The 15,357-nt window shown below is 61.5% G+C and carries 19 protein-coding genes; 10 read left to right on the plus strand and 9 right to left on the minus strand.

Annotation, left to right across the window (positions count from 1 at the left end; all coding sequences use genetic code 11):
• Nucleotides 1-23: 23 nt before the first annotated feature.
• Nucleotides 24-524: an MgtC/SapB family protein gene (locus tag C8264_RS05205; protein ID WP_108459891.1), complete on the plus strand. Its 501-nt coding sequence runs from the start codon at nucleotides 24-26 to the stop codon at nucleotides 522-524.
• A 19-nt stretch (nucleotides 525-543) separates the two neighbouring features.
• Here the strand turns inward: C8264_RS05205 and C8264_RS05210 are convergent, their stop codons facing one another.
• The 4 genes from C8264_RS05210 to C8264_RS05225 form a co-directional block, all read right to left on the minus strand.
• On the minus strand, nucleotides 544-876 hold the full coding sequence (locus C8264_RS05210) for an SMR family transporter (RefSeq protein ID WP_108459892.1): 333 nt from the start codon (nucleotides 874-876) through the stop codon (nucleotides 544-546).
• Entirely contained in the window at nucleotides 873-2,174 is a 1,302-nt protein-coding gene (gene murD, locus C8264_RS05215) for a UDP-N-acetylmuramoyl-L-alanine--D-glutamate ligase (protein WP_108459893.1), read from the minus strand. Before murD ends, C8264_RS05210 begins: the two co-directional genes overlap by 4 nt.
• Nucleotides 2,164-3,492 (minus strand): MurL-like N-terminal domain-containing, encoded by a 1,329-nt coding sequence (locus tag C8264_RS05220; protein WP_108459894.1) that lies wholly within the window; start codon nucleotides 3,490-3,492, stop codon nucleotides 2,164-2,166. The genes murD and C8264_RS05220 overlap by 11 nt, the downstream gene beginning before the upstream one ends.
• A gap of 67 nt (nucleotides 3,493-3,559) precedes the next feature.
• Nucleotides 3,560-4,450 carry a metallophosphoesterase family protein gene (locus tag C8264_RS05225; protein WP_108459895.1) on the minus strand — a complete coding sequence of 297 codons (891 nt, stop codon included), beginning with the start codon at nucleotides 4,448-4,450 and terminating at the stop codon, nucleotides 3,560-3,562.
• 110 nt (nucleotides 4,451-4,560) lie between these two features.
• On the opposite strand from C8264_RS05225, the gene C8264_RS05230 reads away from it, so the two are divergent.
• Entirely contained in the window at nucleotides 4,561-5,037 is a 477-nt protein-coding gene (locus C8264_RS05230; protein WP_108459896.1) for an NUDIX domain-containing protein, read from the plus strand.
• Nucleotides 5,038-5,042: 5 nt separating this feature from the next.
• On the opposite strand, the gene C8264_RS05235 is transcribed toward C8264_RS05230, so the two are convergent.
• Nucleotides 5,043-6,002, minus strand: coding sequence for a glutathione S-transferase family protein (locus C8264_RS05235; protein ID WP_108459897.1), 960 nt, complete (start codon nucleotides 6,000-6,002; stop codon nucleotides 5,043-5,045).
• 351 nt (nucleotides 6,003-6,353) lie between these two features.
• On the opposite strand from C8264_RS05235, the gene C8264_RS05240 reads away from it, so the two are divergent.
• From C8264_RS05240 to C8264_RS05250, 3 genes are all read left to right on the plus strand, one after another.
• Nucleotides 6,354-6,902 (plus strand): GNAT family N-acetyltransferase, encoded by a 549-nt coding sequence (locus C8264_RS05240; protein WP_205245614.1) that lies wholly within the window; start codon nucleotides 6,354-6,356, stop codon nucleotides 6,900-6,902.
• A 96-nt stretch (nucleotides 6,903-6,998) separates the two neighbouring features.
• Nucleotides 6,999-7,625 carry a CoA pyrophosphatase gene (locus tag C8264_RS05245; RefSeq protein ID WP_108459898.1) on the plus strand — a complete coding sequence of 209 codons (627 nt, stop codon included), beginning with the start codon at nucleotides 6,999-7,001 and terminating at the stop codon, nucleotides 7,623-7,625.
• On the plus strand, nucleotides 7,622-8,791 hold the full coding sequence (locus C8264_RS05250; RefSeq protein WP_108459899.1) for a CCA tRNA nucleotidyltransferase: 1,170 nt from the start codon (nucleotides 7,622-7,624) through the stop codon (nucleotides 8,789-8,791). Before C8264_RS05245 ends, C8264_RS05250 begins: the two co-directional genes overlap by 4 nt.
• Here the strand turns inward: C8264_RS05250 and C8264_RS05255 are convergent.
• The 4 genes from C8264_RS05255 to C8264_RS05270 form a co-directional block, all read right to left on the minus strand.
• Nucleotides 8,788-8,988: a DUF1059 domain-containing protein gene (locus tag C8264_RS05255; RefSeq protein WP_108459900.1), complete on the minus strand. Its 201-nt coding sequence runs from the start codon at nucleotides 8,986-8,988 to the stop codon at nucleotides 8,788-8,790. The genes C8264_RS05250 and C8264_RS05255 overlap by 4 nt on opposite strands.
• A 68-nt stretch (nucleotides 8,989-9,056) precedes the next feature.
• The gene (locus C8264_RS05260) at nucleotides 9,057-10,169 is read right to left on the minus strand and encodes an AAA family ATPase (RefSeq protein WP_108459901.1); all 1,113 of its coding nucleotides are present in this window, start codon (nucleotides 10,167-10,169) and stop codon (nucleotides 9,057-9,059) included.
• A 9-nt stretch (nucleotides 10,170-10,178) separates the two neighbouring features.
• A complete protein-coding gene (hemF, locus tag C8264_RS05265) occupies nucleotides 10,179-11,075 on the minus strand; it encodes an oxygen-dependent coproporphyrinogen oxidase (protein WP_211197769.1) in 897 nt (298 codons plus the stop codon).
• Complete coding sequence (locus C8264_RS05270) at nucleotides 11,072-11,542, minus strand: tRNA (cytidine(34)-2'-O)-methyltransferase (protein WP_425430662.1); 471 nt, start codon at nucleotides 11,540-11,542, stop codon at nucleotides 11,072-11,074. Before C8264_RS05270 ends, hemF begins: the two co-directional genes overlap by 4 nt.
• 233 nt (nucleotides 11,543-11,775) lie before the next feature.
• Between C8264_RS05270 and petA the strand changes: the two genes are divergently transcribed.
• The 5 genes from petA (at nucleotide 11,776) to C8264_RS05295 (ending at nucleotide 15,316) form a co-directional block, all read left to right on the plus strand.
• Nucleotides 11,776-12,300 carry a ubiquinol-cytochrome c reductase iron-sulfur subunit gene (gene petA, locus C8264_RS05275; RefSeq protein ID WP_245892940.1) on the plus strand — a complete coding sequence of 175 codons (525 nt, stop codon included), beginning with the start codon at nucleotides 11,776-11,778 and terminating at the stop codon, nucleotides 12,298-12,300.
• Nucleotides 12,301-12,314: 14 nt separating this feature from the next.
• Nucleotides 12,315-13,565, plus strand: coding sequence for a cytochrome b (locus tag C8264_RS05280; protein ID WP_108459904.1), 1,251 nt, complete (start codon nucleotides 12,315-12,317; stop codon nucleotides 13,563-13,565).
• A gap of 16 nt (nucleotides 13,566-13,581) precedes the next feature.
• Nucleotides 13,582-14,424 carry a cytochrome c1 gene (locus C8264_RS05285; RefSeq protein WP_108459905.1) on the plus strand — a complete coding sequence of 281 codons (843 nt, stop codon included), beginning with the start codon at nucleotides 13,582-13,584 and terminating at the stop codon, nucleotides 14,422-14,424.
• A gap of 136 nt (nucleotides 14,425-14,560) precedes the next feature.
• Nucleotides 14,561-14,755, plus strand: coding sequence for a hypothetical protein (locus C8264_RS05290; protein WP_108459906.1), 195 nt, complete (start codon nucleotides 14,561-14,563; stop codon nucleotides 14,753-14,755).
• A 27-nt stretch (nucleotides 14,756-14,782) separates the two neighbouring features.
• Nucleotides 14,783-15,316 carry an adenine phosphoribosyltransferase gene (locus tag C8264_RS05295; protein ID WP_108459907.1) on the plus strand — a complete coding sequence of 178 codons (534 nt, stop codon included), beginning with the start codon at nucleotides 14,783-14,785 and terminating at the stop codon, nucleotides 15,314-15,316.
• The last annotated feature ends 41 nt before the right edge of the window (nucleotides 15,317-15,357 follow it).

A 15,357-nucleotide genomic window follows, 5' to 3' on the forward strand; every position in this document is an offset into this window, starting at 1 on the left:
CGTCAGAATGGGAATCGATACGCATGGATGCCGGCAATGATTTTGGGTTTGTTCAGACCTATTTGCCTCAGCACATCATTGCCATCCGCCTGCTGATTGCCGCGGTACTGGGCGCCATGATCGGCTTCGAGCGAGAGGTCAATACCGCCCAGGCAGGTTTGCGGACACACATCTTGGTTGCCACTGCGGCGACGTTGTTCACCATTCTCGCCTTTGAAATTTTCCACACCATCGGCGAGGGCGGTGGCGCCTCCCAGGCGGACCCAGTTCGCGCGGTCGAAGCTGTCACCGCAGGTATCGCATTCCTGGGCGCCGGGGCGATTTTCCGCGATGGCGGGGGTGTTCAGGGTCTCACCACCGGCGCCGGCATGTGGCTGGCGGGGGCGGTAGGTGTGGCCACGGCCCTCGGTTATTATATAATTGCCTTTGGCACCGCATTGCTGGCCGTTGTCGTGCTGGCGCTGCTCCGCGCCTTTGCGCACAAGGTATTGCGGCATGAAGCCTCGCCGGAATCGGACCGCTGATCTCGCGAGCGAAATGCTTCTAGTGTGCCGAGCTTTGCGAGAAAACGTTGATGACCAGAACGCCTGCCAGGATCAGCCCGATGCCGATCAGGGCTGCCAGGTCCAGCGTCTGGCCATAGACGAAAAAAGCAATGATCGAAATCAGGACGATGCCGACCCCTGACCAGATAGCATAGCCAATGCCGACTGGAATGGTCTGCAGCGCCAGCGAGAAGAAGTAGAAGGTGACGCCATAGCCGACCACCACCACAACGGACGGCACAAGCTGGGTGAAGCCAGCCGAGGCACGCAGGAACGAGGTGGCGATCACTTCCCCAACGATGGCGATCAGTAGATAGATGGCGCCGTTCATGGCTGCTCTGTCCCGAAGATTGTCCGAGCGAGATCAACGAAGCGCCGGCCGCGCTCTTCGAAATTCTTGAACTGATTATAGGATGGCGCGCCCGGCGACATGATAATGGCGTCAAAGGCGTGCCGCAGATCGTAGAGGGCGTGCATGGCGCGATCGAGATCCGGTTCTGTTAGAACCGTGATCTGTGGCGCTGCGGCCTGCGTGGCGCTGGCGAGCCGTGCCCCGGTGACCGGCAGGCATGCCAGCGTCGTCACCCCGAAGCCGGCCAGCAGCCCCGCGAGTTCGGTATAATCCTGCTCCCGTTCGTGACCACCGGCGATCAATGCAATGCGGCAGCCGCGATAGGCAGCCAACGCTGCCTTGGTCGCCTCGGGGGTCGTCGAGATGGAATCATTGACGAAGACCATGCCGCCGAACTGGTGTTCCTCAAGCCGGTGCGGCAGGGGCACGAATACTGCGATGCCGCGGACGACCCCATTGAGCGATCCGCCCGCTGCGAGCGCGATCCGTGCGGCAAGCCGCGCATTATCCAGATTGTGGCTGCCCTTGAGCCGCGAGGTGGAAACTGCCCTATCGATGGCCACCAGTTCGTCCTTGTCTAGATCCCGTAGCAGGCGCCGGTGATCGCGCACGGCTTGCGCCACCAGTGCATTCCCCACGGCTCCGGCACCGAGTGCAACGGCGAAGCTGCCTTCGCGGTCGATCAGGTGCAGCTTGTCGCGATAATAGCGTTCCACCGAGCCATGCCAATCGACATGCTCGGGGTAGAGATTGGTCACCGCAGCAATGTCGGGCAGGAACGACATGTCGGCGGTCTGGTAACTCGATAGCTCGAAGATCACGGTGGCGTGCTTGTCGGCGATCTCCAGCGGAGCCAGCCCGACATTTCCCGCCAGCCCTGCATCGACGCCCGATTGGCTCAGCATCAGATGGGTCAGCGTTGCCGTGGTGGATTTGCCTTTGGTGCCGGTGATGGCGATCACCGTGCGACCATGCCGATAGGTTGTTCCCCACAGATTGAGGTTGGACGTGAGGGGAATTCCAGCCGTCCGAGCCGCGTCGAGAATGGGCTTGTAGCGCGACACACCCGGGCTTTTGACGATCAGCCCGAAGCGGCGGTTCGCGATAGCGTCCGGCAAGTCTTCCGGCTTAATGACCTCGACGTCGGGGATATCGGCGCTGCCGCTATCCACCGTGACGAAGACTTTCAGGTCAGGCTGCTGCGCCTTGAGGAAAGCGCGGGTGGATTGCGCCTCTCGCCCGGCTCCGTAGAGCAGGACCGGTTCATCAAACCGCATAGGCGGCGACCTTGGCGGCAAGGGTGGGCGGAATGTGATGGTCGTGGCTATCGGTCAGGCATTCCGCCATGGCAGCCTGCAGGGCCGGCTCGCCATACTGGGAGAACAGGTCGGCCTTGACCGCGCGGACCACGGCGGTTTCGTGCCAGTCGGCATGCCGGGTCAGCGTATAAAGGCATGCGGCGGCCTCAAGAATCTCGCCCACGCATTCCCATGGCTTTTGCCCGGCAAGGCCAGCCAGTTCGCGGAACGATCCTTCGTGGGCGGGATCGTCCAGCAAGTCCCTGCCGAAGATCGACAGCAGCCGGTCCTTGGGCATGAAGGGCGCAAAGATCAGGAAGACGAAGTGGCACTTGGGGCATTCGCCGCACCACAACGGACCATCATGTCCCGCGAGCCTGAAGTTGCGGTTGCAGCTGGAAAAAACGTGGTCGAACTTGGTTTCGTGCGTGAAGAGCGACGCGATGCGCGCTTCCGAATAGGGGCGCAGCAGGGAAAAATACTTCAGCGCGCCGCCGGTCGCATCGCTCAGGATGGAGGCGATCAGCAGTTCGAAGCCGAGCGATTTGGAATATTGGTGATTGGTCTCGCGGCCGTCGAACTCGACATTGCCCTCGCTGGCAGATCGTTCATTGCTGAGTACGATCTGGTTGTACCCATAAAGCAGGGCACAGAGCGAGGCGATCATCGAGTTGATTGCCGTGGATGGGACATGGCCATTGTAGTAGCCGGGCTCCTTGCCGAGCCGGATCATCTCCGGGTCGAGCGTGCGGGTCACATAGACCGGCGCCGTACCGATCTTCTCAACCGAGGTCAGGATCGGTCCCTTGGGATTGACCGCAAAGGGGCTGAAAGTCACGCCCGTGTGGCTCAGCAGGTCCACGCTCACCAGCGAATCCTTGCCGCCTCCAATAGGCAGCAGCGTTCTGTTCGGCAGGCTTGGGGCCGGGCGTACCTGCACGTCGTGCGGGGTATGCAGTACCAGCTTGCCGAAACGCATGAGATTGTTGCGGGCATAGAACTCGCCCAGACCGTTCTCATAAACGTCGATCGCGAAAGCCTGCTCGGCTTCGGTCAGCGCGATATTGGGCGCGGCGATCTCGAAGGGGGCCTTGAGCTTGAAATAGCTCACACCCAGGACGATGGCGGTCAGGTCCAGCAGCTTGAGAAATGATGGACTTGCCGCCGCTGCCGCGCTGGCGCCGGGGGGCAGCAGCAGGGTTTCGACGAACCGCAGCCCGTCCAGACCGTAGGCAAATTCAGCCTTGCCGGTGGCTACGTCAAAGCTTGGGCGCTCGATAAGGAATTGATCGGTCAAGGGCAAGCACTCGTGAGGTCCACCATCATATAGGTGATTTGCGCGCCAGGCGGGAGTGGGTTGCTGATCAGGAGATGCGCATCTGCAGGCGCATGACGATATCGGTGCCCAGGCGCTGGTAGCCATATTCGCGCATGGTGCAACTCCAGCCGTCTCCCGAGCGCTCGATACGGAACAGATTGTAGCGCGCCGGATCGTCCAGCGTTCCACCCTGCGCCGCGCTTGCTGCGGCAACGCCGACCACCGGCACCTCGTGCTTGTTGCCGGGAATGGAATGGATCGAGGAGCGGTGCGTATGCCCGTGCAGGATCAGTTCTGCGCCATTTTCCGCGATGACCTGCCGGAACAGCTTGTTGCCTTTGAGGCCGAACGAGGGGTGCTGCAGTTCGGCATTGGGCGGATGGTGGATCATCACCACGCGGAAATAGTCGGCTTCGCCCATGACCTTGAGGATGCGCGCCAGGCGCTCCGCCTGCGCTTCATCGAAGCGGCCGATGGCCAGAAACGGCCGGGTCGGCACCGCACTGGAGCAAGAGATGACCGCCAGCTCGCCAATGCGGCGCACGAACGGGAACACATGCCCGTCCAGCGTCTCGCCATGCATGTAGTTGCCCCAGGCGCGTTGCGCACTCTCCAGCGCGCCCGCCACATAGGCATCGTGATTGCCGGGGCAAACCGCCACCTTGTCGGCTCCGCCCAGCGCCTGCAGCCATTTTGCGGCGCGGTCCATCTCGAAGTCGAGGGCAAGGTTGACCAGATCACCTGTTACCGCGGTGAAGTCGGCGTTCTGGCCTTGCAGATGTGCCACCAGGCTGGCGAGCGTTTCGCTGTTCAGCTCTTCATTGCGACGCAGTTTCCAGTTGAGGTAACCGGTCAGGCGCTTGCCCACCAGATCACGCAGGGCGATTGGCGGCATGGGCGAAAGGTGGATGTCGGAAATATGGGCGAGGGTGATCATTGGGGGCGTAATGCCAGAAGGGAAGCGCCAAGAAAACGGACAATCGGACCTAACGTCAATTTTGTCGCCATCAAGTTCCTGCTACCCATGTGCGCAAAGAGAGATTCCCAATGCAGATGAACCGCACCCAGCAGGCAATTTCCAGGTTGTTCCTCACCGTCAAGGGCTTCTGGCACCGCATGACCATCGGCACCCGCACCATGGTGGTGGATGGCGACAAGGTCTTGCTGATCCGCCATACCTATGTGCCGGGCTGGCAATTCCCCGGTGGCGGGGTCGACCCTGGCGAGACCATGCCCGAAGCCGCGGCCCGCGAAGTGCTGGAGGAAACCGGCTACCGGGTAACCGGACCGCTCCAGCTTTTCGGCATGTATCACAATTCGAGCCCGGTCACGAACCGGGACCATGTTGCCTTCTACGTGGCGACGAGTTGCGAGAAGGTCTTCGAGCGCAAGCCGGACCGCGAGATTGCCGAAGTCGGCTGGTTCCACCGCTCGGCATTGCCGCAGAAGGTCACCCCAGCCACCTCGCAGCGCATCGACGAATATTTCGACGGCGCGCCGCGGCGAGATATCTGGGGCTATTAGACCAGCTATTTCAGGAACTCGAGCTCTGGCCCAACCGGCACGATCCGCGTCGGGTTGATGGTCTTGTGGCTCCAGTAATAATGGGTCTTGATATGGTCGAGATCCACCGTCTCCTTGACGCCGGGTACTTCGTAGAGTGCCTTGAGATAGTGCGAGATGTTGGGGTAGTCCGCGATGCGGCGGATGTTGCACTTGAAGTGGCCGAAATAGACGGCATCGAACCGCACCAGCGTCGTGAACAGGCGCCAATCAGCTTCGGTGATCTCCTCGCCGGCGAGGTAAGCGGTCTGCCCAAGCAGGCCCTCAACCCAATCCAGCGCCGAGAATAGCTCGGTTACCGCGCTTTCATAGGCCTCCTGCGTGGTGGCAAATCCGGACTTGTAGACGCCATTGTTGATACCATCATAAACGCGTGCGTTGATCTCGTCGATCGCGCCCCGCTGCGCTTCGGGGTAGTAGTCATCCGTGTTGCCGGTCAACTCGTTGAATGCCGAGTTGAACATGCGGATGATCTCGGCGCTTTCGTTGGATACGATGCTGCCGGTCTGCTTGTCCCAAAGCAGGGGCACGGTGACGCGGCCTGTGTAGTCCGGCACCGCCTGGGTATAGACCTGCCACAGGGTATCCTTGCCAAACAACTCGTCGCCGGTCGAACCCGTCGCCTTGTCAAAGCTCCAGCCGGTCTCGTCCGGCATGCGGGGTGACACCACCGAAACCGAGATGAGATCTTCGAGGTTCTTCAGCTTGCGGAATATCAGCGTGCGGTGCGCCCAAGGGCATGCGAGGGAAACATAGAGGTGGTAGCGTCCGGCCTCCGCCTTGAAGCCGCCTTCGCCTGATGGGCCCGCGCTGCCGTCCGGCGTGATCCAGTTGCGGAAACCTGCCTTGGAGCGCTCGAATTTACCGCCGGTCGATTTTGTGTCGTACCACTCGGTGGACCATTTTCCGTCGATCAATTGACCCATGATCTCAACCTTTCCGTCATGTTGTGGACGTGTTGAGAGGCATAATCCTCGCCGTCCGCTTCTGTTGCCTGACACATAGAGGCCGGCGTGACGAGCGATAAGGCACCTTCCGCGCAACGAAGCGTTGTGCATTTCAAACACAGACGTCCGGACATCTTGCAATTTGAGGTCAGCGCCATGACTTTTTGTTTACGCGACGCCCATGCGGTGCTAATGCGGATATCAGGCGTGGAGGCGCCCAGGATGCTAAAGGTTTTGCTGGTGACACGACGACCGTAAGCGGTCCTTTTTGAGCGGTGCTTCGTGTGAAGCGCCCGGTTGTCCTTGCATTTCTTTTTCGGGATACCTCCCATGACGTCTGTCACCGCTACGCCGGCTGATGCCGCTTCCATGCCCTCGCGTGTCCCCACTGTTCGCCCCGCCACTGCCGAGGATACCGTGTTCATCGACGACCTGCAGGCCATCGCCTTCGGTCCCGGCCGGTTCGCGCGCACTGCCTTTCGCATCCGCGAGCGGTTCCCGATCGACACCAGCCTGAGCCTTGTCGCCGAAGTCGATGGCGTGGCCTGTGGTTCGGTGTGGATGACGCCGATCAGCATTGGCGGCAAGAATGGTTACATGCTGGGACCACTCGCCACCCACCCCAACTACCGCAAGCTGGGCGCCGGAAAACTCCTGGCCCGCGAAGTCACCAAACGCGCCTTGGCGCGTGGCGAAGGCGAGTTCGTGATGCTGGTTGGTGATCGGGATTACTATTGCCCGCTCGGGTGGGAGCCGACCACCCTGGGCAATATCCAGTTCCCTGGTCCGGTCGATCCCACGCGCGTGCTGCTGTTCGCCGAGGACCGGACGCTGGCATCGACGCTGACCGGTCCAATCGAAGCCTGGCAAGAACGCTAGTCGGTTCGCCAGGTCGCACCAAGCTTGCGCCAACGCAGGTGCAGTCTTTAGCATCATGGCTTAAGCTGCACCTCACCCAACCATGGTGGTGACTTCTTGTCGGCCGACGACACAATCATCGAGCGTTTGTCCAAGCGTTTGCTCAGCATGCCTCCAGCAATTCCAGAGCAAAACACGCTCGTGCCCGACTGGAAACCGGAGCAGGCTTTCTCGCGTCCTCCGGTGCCGGCCGCGGTTTTGATCGCCTTGATTCGGCGTCCGGAGGGCGTAACCGTGCTCTACACCGAGCGTTCCCCCGACCTGCGCTCCCACTCGGGACAGGTAGCATTTCCGGGTGGGAAGGTGGATCCAGCCGATCTGGACGCCGCCGCCGCCGCCCTGCGCGAAGCCTATGAGGAAGTGTCCCTCGAACCCCAGGACGCCCGCGTTCTGGGCTTCATGCCGACCTATTTCACCGGCACCAACTACCTGATCACCCCCGTGGTCGCGACCGTCACGCCGCGCGGGCCCTTTGTTCCCAATCCGGGGGAGGTGCATTCCGTGTTCGAAGTGCCGCTCCAGCGCATCCTTGATGCGGGCACCTATGGGGAGTTCCGCATCAAGCGAAATGGCGAGGAGCATCGCACCTGGCAGATCGATCATGATGGCCACCGGATCTGGGGCATCACGGCCAACCTCACCCGCCGCTTCCGCGACCTTGCAATCAGCGAGGAAGTGACATGAGCGTTGCCGACCTCGCCAATGCTGAATGGCTGCAGGGGCCCGACACGCAGGCGATCTTTGCTGCCCTGGATGGCAGCCGACGCCGGACGCGGGCCGTGGGCGGTGTCGTGCGCGATACGATCATGGGCCGTCAGCGCGACAATCCCGATATCGATCTTGCAACAGAGCTGGTGCCGGACGAAGTGATCGCGCGCGCTGAAGCTGCCGAGATCGCCTGGTATCCGACCGGCATCGAGCATGGGACCGTGACGCTAAGGCTGGGTGACACCCTCGCCGAAGTGACGACGCTCCGGCGTGACGCAGAAACTGACGGGCGGCACGCCACAGTGGTTTTCGGGACCGACTGGACGGAAGACGCAAGCCGGCGCGACTTCACGCTCAATGCGCTTTATTGCGCCGCTGACGGCACCCTGTTCGATCCGCTCGGCAATATCGATGATGCCCTAGAGGGGCGAATCCGCTTCATCGGCAATCCCGATGAGCGGATCACCGAGGATGGGCTGCGCGTCTATCGCTTCTTCCGCTTCTGCGCCAGCCATGGCGGCGAAACATTCGATGCCGATGGGCTTGCGGCCTGTGAGCGGGCAGTTGGAAGGCTTTCACACCTTTCGGCGGAGCGCATTGGTGCAGAAATGCTGCGAATGTTGGCCGCGCCCAAGATAGCGCGCACGCTAACGGAAATGGCCGCGATCAACCTTCTCGCTGTGCAGGCTGATCAGTTGAGCGCGTTGGCAACCTATGAGCAACTTGGCGGGCATTCTGCGGTGGCCCGGTTGGCGCTGTTTGACGATGTCGAGCGTTTTCGTGAGCAGTGGCGGCTATCCAATGATCTGGTCGCCACTGCCAAGAAGGCCCAAGCGGCGGCAGAATTGTTTGCGGCCGGCCGGGTGGGGGAGGCCGCCTATAGGCACGGTGAGCTAGCGGTCGAGGGGTTGGCGATAGCGGCAGCGCGGGAAAACTGGGGTCATGCCCGGCTCGCCGAAACGGCACGGGAGCTCGCTTCTATCGTGGTGCCGAAGTTTCCGGTGTCCGGACATGATCTTGCCGGCCTCGGCATGGTGCCGGGACCGGCTCTCGGTCAGGAACTGGCGCGCCTTGAGCGCGCCTGGGTCGATAGTGGCTTCGCTCTTGGCAAAGCCGAATTGTTGACGCTTGTCAGGCCCTAGTGCTTGGTCTGCTGCCCGGTGCTGTCGACATCGACGATACGCTCCTTGATGCGATCGATCATGTCTGGCCGCACTTCGGTTTCGCCGTGCATGGATTTGAGGTTTTCGACGGCGCGCCGGATGACCTCGGCTTCGCTCTCGGCCTCCGCGTGCCAGGTGGCGCCGGGAATCAGTGAGCCGGATTCAAAGCGTTTCATGCCTCATCTCCCTTTCGTGGATATGCCGAGGCATAATGCATCTCAGCAGGCAGGGGTTCCGACAGGTCTCAGTCGTCGACGAACATTCCCAGCTGATTGAGGCCCTGCAGCCAAGTCCCGCCGTCCTTGCGAATGACTTCCCTGGGCAGCACGCCTGTTTCCTGAGCCAGTGCGTCGGCCAGAACGTGCGAGTGGGTCACCACCCAGATTTGGGTGCGTTGGGCGGCTTTGGCGATGATCCGGGCCAGCGCAGGAAGCAGCTCCGGATGAAGGCTCGCTTCGGGTTCATTGAGAGCAATCAGCGGCGGCAGCCGGTAGGACAGCAGTGCGCCCATCAACGCCAGGAACTGCAGCGTGCCATCGGACAGCTCGGATGCGCCGAATGCGCGCTTGGGCATATCGGGGAAGGTGAGCGTGAAGCTGGCGTAGCGCTGTGGCAGGGGAACGTCGAGCCGGGCGCCGGGAAAGGCGTCCTCGATCGCGGCGTTGAGATCGGCGGTGTCCTGCCGGATATGGCGGACGGTGGCGAATACCGCCGCGAGATTGCTGCCGTCGGCGGCGAGGAACGGTGACGTAATGGCCAATGCGGGCTGGCGCAGGGGGGAGGCTGCGTCGGTTCGGAAGCCGTGGAAGAAGCGCCAGGCGGCGAGGCTCTCCCTGACGGCGTCGATCTCGGGATAGCCGCGCAGTTCGGACAGTGCTGTCTCGCTGGACAGTAGATTTTCGTGTGCCAGCAGGCGTTTACCGTCTGAATCTCTTGCCCAGGCGCTGATGGATTTGCGGTCCATCAGGACGGTTGGGCGCTTTCCCAGCAGGGTCAGGGCTTCTGACTTGATCTGGGCTTCTTCGGGGAAGGCGGCGTCTGTTGGGGCGGGAAATCCGGCTGAGATTTCATAGCGATACGCTAGTCCCGCATCGAGCGTGGAGCCGACCGCCAGGGTCAGCTTGGGCTGATCGCGCAACGACCTTTCGCCGGCCCACATGACCGAAGCAAGCCCGCCTTCTGCTGCGAGCTTGCTTGCGATTTGCCCGGTTCCTGCTGCATGAATGAGCTCAAGTGCTCGATAAAGATTGGTCTTGCCCACGCCATTGGCACCCACCAGCACGGAAAGTTGCCGGACGGGAAAATGGATGGAGCGGACCGACCGGTAGCCGGCGATGTGGATATCGGTCAGTCCCATCGAGTTCCCCTACGGCCAGCGCACTTCCGGCGGCATGGAGGAGAGGATCGAGTTGACGTTGCCACCGGTCCTGAGCCCGAACATGGTGCCCCGGTCGTAGAGCAGGTTGAACTCCACGTAGCGCCCGCGCCGCACCAGTTGCTCGTGGCGGTCGGCCTCGGTCCAAGGGGTCTCGAAATTGCGGCGCACCAGCTTGGGGTAGGTGTCGAGGAACGCCTCGCCGACCGCCTGGGTGAACGCGAAATCGGCGTCCCAGTCGCCCGAATTGTGGTGGTCATAGAATATGCCGCCAGTGCCGCGATGCTCGTTGCGGTGGGGCAGGAAGAAATATTCGTCGCACCATGCCTTGTAGCGATCGTAATCCACGCCGGGACGGCCTTCGCAGGCCGCGCGCATCGCGGCGTGGAAGTCTTGCGTATCCGGGTCGTCCTGCGTCCGCCGCCGATCCAGGACCGGGGTCAAATCGGCGCCGCCGCCGAACCACTGGCGGCCCGTAACGATCATGCGGGTGTTCATGTGCACCGCGGGGACGTGCGGATTGCATGGGTGCACGATGAGGGAAATGCCCGAGCTCCAGAACTGCGCGCCTTCCTCGGTGCCCGGCATCTGCTTGGCGAAATCGGCCGAGAACTCGCCATGCACGGTCGAGATGTGGACGCCGGCCTTTTCGAACACCCGGCCATGCAGCATGCCCATTTCGCCCCCGCCACCGGCGGGCCGGTCCCAAGGAGTGATCTCGAATTTGCCGGGGGGCAGGTGAGCGTTCGGGCCGGTGACGTCGGCCTCGATCTGCTCGAAGGCGGCAAGGATGCGGTCGCGCAAGGCGCGGAACCAGCTTTCCGCCGTCGCCTGTTTGTCTTTGATTTCGGGAGGGAGTGTCATGGGAGAAGTGAAATGGACTTTCATTGGAGGTCTGTAAACCCGTCGGTCTGCCTTTTTGCCTCACCCAGAATAAGCGTTGCAGCCAGGGCTACATTGATGGAGCGCAAATTCTCGCGCATCGGGATGCGCACCAAGACATCGCAGGCCTCGGCGACATTTGGCGGGACGCCGGCACTTTCCCGCCCTACCATCAGGATGTCGTTTGCCTCGTATTCCGTCTGGTAGGCAGAATGTCGCGCCTTGGTGCTCAGCAGCACGAGCCGGTGTCCCTGCTCGATCCGCCATGAATTGAACTGGGCCCAGCTGTCATGCTCGCGCACCGCGGCATGGTCGAGATAGTCCAGCCCAGCGCGAGCAAGGGATTTCGCCGAGAACGGGAAACCCGTCGGGTGAATGATGTGAATCGTGGTGCCAAGACACGCGCCAAGCCGGATCAAGGTGCCGGTATTGTTGGCAATATCAGGTTGATAAAGCGCAAGGGCTATCGGCATGGCTTCCCATCTTGTCGTGTCGTCCCGGCGGCTTTGGCGGGGAGGGGGTGGGTAATAGTATCGCAGTTGATCCATGTCACCGCCTGGGTCACTGGACAAGTTCCTGTGACAGTGCAAAAAGGACGCAGACTGACGGGCCGCTTGAGGGCGGACGGCTGCCGATTCCACCTATCCTGGAAAATGGTTTGCCAATGCCGGCCCCGTCTGAAGTGATAGTACGGGGATACGCGACCTTGGCCACGCAAGCTCAACATTCAACGACACGGCGGGATTTCCTGTTCGTCGCAACCGGTGCGGTGGGGGCGGTTGGTGCCGCCGCCGTGGTTTGGCCGCTGATAAACCAGCTCAATCCGGATGCGTCGACACTGGCCCTGGCCAGCATCGAGTTCGATCTTTCCGCGATCGAAGAAGGCCAGTCGGTGACCATCACCTGGCGCGGCCTGCCGGTCTTCGTGCGGCACCGCACGCCAGCGGAGATCGAGGAAGCCAAGGCTGTACCCCTCAGCGATCTCAAGGATCCGCAGACTGACGAAGAGCGCACCAAGGAAGGCCATGAACAATGGCTCATCATGGTCGCCAATTGCACCCATCTAGGATGCGTTCCAACTGGTGAATCGGGTGACTTTGACGGCTGGTTCTGCCCGTGCCATGGGTCGCACTACGACACGGCCGGCCGCATCCGGCAGGGTCCGGCGCCAAAGAATCTCGTGGTGCCACCTTATGAATTCATCAGCGATACGCTGGTCCAGATCGGCTAGTGGGGGCTTTTCAGATGTCAGAACATTCGACTTACGTTCCTGGAAGTGCCGCTGAAAAGTGGCTGGATGAGCGTCTCCCGGTTGCCAGGTTTGCCAAAGAGCACCTGATGGACTTCCCCACGCCCAAGAACCTCAACTACTGGTGGACGTTCGGGGCGATCCTCGTGATGTGCCTGGGCGTCCAGATCGTCACCGGCATCATCTTGGCGATGCACTATACGCCCAATGTGGCGATGGCCTTCGACTCGGTCGAGCACATTCGCCGTAACGTCAATGGCGGCCGCATCATCCAGGCAACCCACGCGGTTGGCGCCTCGATGTTCTTTGCGGCGCTTTATATCCATATCTTCCGTGGCATGTTCTACGGCTCCTACAAGGCGCCGCGCGAGATCTTGTGGATCCTGGGTGTCATCATCTTCATCCTCACCATGGCCACCGCCTTCATGGGCTATGTGCTGCCTTGGGGCCAGATGAGCTTCTGGGGCGCCACCGTCATCACCAATATCTTCTCGGCCATCCCGATCGTGGGCGAGAGCGTGCTGCAGCTGCTGCGCGGCGGGTTTGCCGTGGGTAATCCCACGCTCAACCGCTTCTTCTCGCTGCATTACCTGCTGCCATTCGTGATTGCGGCCGTGGTTGCGCTCCACATCTGGGCCTTGCACGTGCCCGGCAACAATAATCCGACCGGTGTCGACGTGAAGTCGAGCCGCGATACGTTGCCCTTCCACCCGTACTACACGATGAAGGATCTCTACGGCATGGTGCTGTTCATGATCCCGTTTGCGTGGTTCATCTTCTTTGCGCCCGACATCCTGGGTCACCCGGATAACTACATCCAGGCCAATTCGCAGGTTACCCCGGCCCATATCGTTCCGGAATGGTATCTGCTGCCGTTCTACACCATCCTGCGCGCCATCGACTTCAACGTGCTGTTCATCAACTCGCAGCTTGGCGGCGTCATCGCCATGGGCCTGTCGATGGTGGCGCTGCTGGTCGTGCCGTGGCTGGACACCGGCCGCGTGCGTTCGGGTCTGTTCCGCCCCATGTTCAAATGGTTCTACCTGCTGTTCGTGATCAACTTCATCGGGCTGACCTATCTGGGCGCGCAGCCGGCGGAGGGCATCTATACCCTCCTCGCCAAAGTCTGCACGGCGTACTACTTCATCCATTTCTTCGTGGTGCTTCCAGTGCTGTCGCGGATCGAAAAGCCCTTGCCTCTCCCCACCAGCATTTCCGAGAGCGTTCTCGGCAAAGCGCACGCGTGAGGACGAAAGAGTGACCATGATCAAGACCAAGACCATTCTTGTGGCCCTCACACTGGCCCTGGGCCTGTCGGCCCCGGCACTGGCGCAGGACCATTCGGCCCCGCATATCGAAAAGCAGAACTGGTCCTTTGCCGGCATTTTCGGCACCTATGACCAGAACCAGTTGCAGCGCGGCTTCCAGGTTTTCCGGGAAGTCTGCGCAAGCTGCCACGGTGCCCGCCTGATTTCGTTCCGCAACCTTGCTGAAAACGGCGGTCCCGGCTTCTCCGAAGAGCAGGTCAAGGCGCTGGCTGCAGAATACGAAGTGGTTGACCCCACGGCCGAAGGCGGCGTCCGCGCCGGCGTGCCTGCAGATCGCTGGCCTTCACCATTCCCGAGCGAGCAGGATGCTCGCGATGCGAACGGCGGCTCGCTGCCACCTGACTTTTCCGTGCTGGCCAAGGCTCGCGGCCTGACAGATCCATTCCCGTTCTGGATCTTCAACTACTTCACCGGGTATTCCGAAGGCGGCGTGGACTACATTCACGCCTTGCTCAACGGCTACCATGAAGAGGCACCGGAAGGCTTCGACCTGCCCGAAGGCAAGTACTACAACGACTACTTCCCGGGACATGCCATCGGCATGGCGCCGCCTCTTTCGGACGGCCAGATCACCTACGAAGTTGCCGAGGGCCAGACGGAAGTGCCGCTGACGCTTGAGCAGTATTCCACTGACGTTTCCGCATTCATGATGTGGATGGCAGAACCAGGCCTGGTTTCGCGCAAGGAAACCGGCTTCAAGGTCCTGCTGTTCCTGGTGCTGTTTGCAGGCCTGATGTGGGCCACCAAGCGCCGGATCTGGGCTGGCATCGAGCACTAAGGCTCGTCAAGATCAGGCAAGGGGCCCCGTTGGGGCCCTTTGTGTTTGTGCGTACTGCGACAGATCAAGTCTTGCCATTCAGGGCGGCGCCCGCAATATGATATGGCCTGTCAGTTCAGCGCCGAAGGGAATTGTCATGTCCGCCATTCGCATCGCCGTGACCGTGGTTGGCGCCGCCATCACCATGACACGCCATCCTGTCGTTCGCGCCGGCATCCGTGCCGTGGCCGCCAATCCCAAGGCGCGCGAAACGGCCATCACCATGACGCGGAACGCGGCCTATAATGCCGGCGTCGTCGCCAGGCATCTGGTCGGCCGCCGCGCCCCCTGATCCGATTTCCACCCAACCAGGTTTGCCATGCCGCTCGACCTTCAATCCCTCGTGCGCACGATTCCGGACTATCCAAAAAAGGGCGTCCAGTTTCGTGACATCACCACTCTGATCGAGCACCCGGAGGGGTTCAAGGAAAGCGTCGAGCGCATCGCCAGCACCTATCGGGGCCGGGGGATTACCCATGTTGCGGGTATCGAGGCTCGCGGGTTCATCTTCGGAGCAGGGGTCGCTATCGCGCTCGGCGTAGGCTTCATCCCCGTGCGCAAGAAGGGCAAGCTGCCCGGCGAAACCATCGGGCAAAACTATGCGCTGGAATATGGCGTCGACACGATCGAGATTCACGCCGACGTACTCGACGGCAACGACACCGTCCTGCTGGTCGATGACTTGATCGCCACGGGCGGCACGGCCATCGCCGCAGTGGGCTTGCTGCGACGCACGGGCGCCAAGGTCAATGACGCGGCTTTCGTGATCGATCTGCCCGCGCTCAGCGGGGCCAGCAGGCTCCAGGCCGAGGGCGTTACTGTTTCGTCGCTGATGGCTTTTGAGGGGCATTGAGGGCGAGCAGTTCGGCACTGCGGCAGGGAGAGTCGGACTCT

This window comes from Devosia naphthalenivorans (assembly GCF_003056355.1).
Taxonomy (GTDB): domain Bacteria; phylum Pseudomonadota; class Alphaproteobacteria; order Rhizobiales; family Devosiaceae; genus Devosia; species Devosia naphthalenivorans.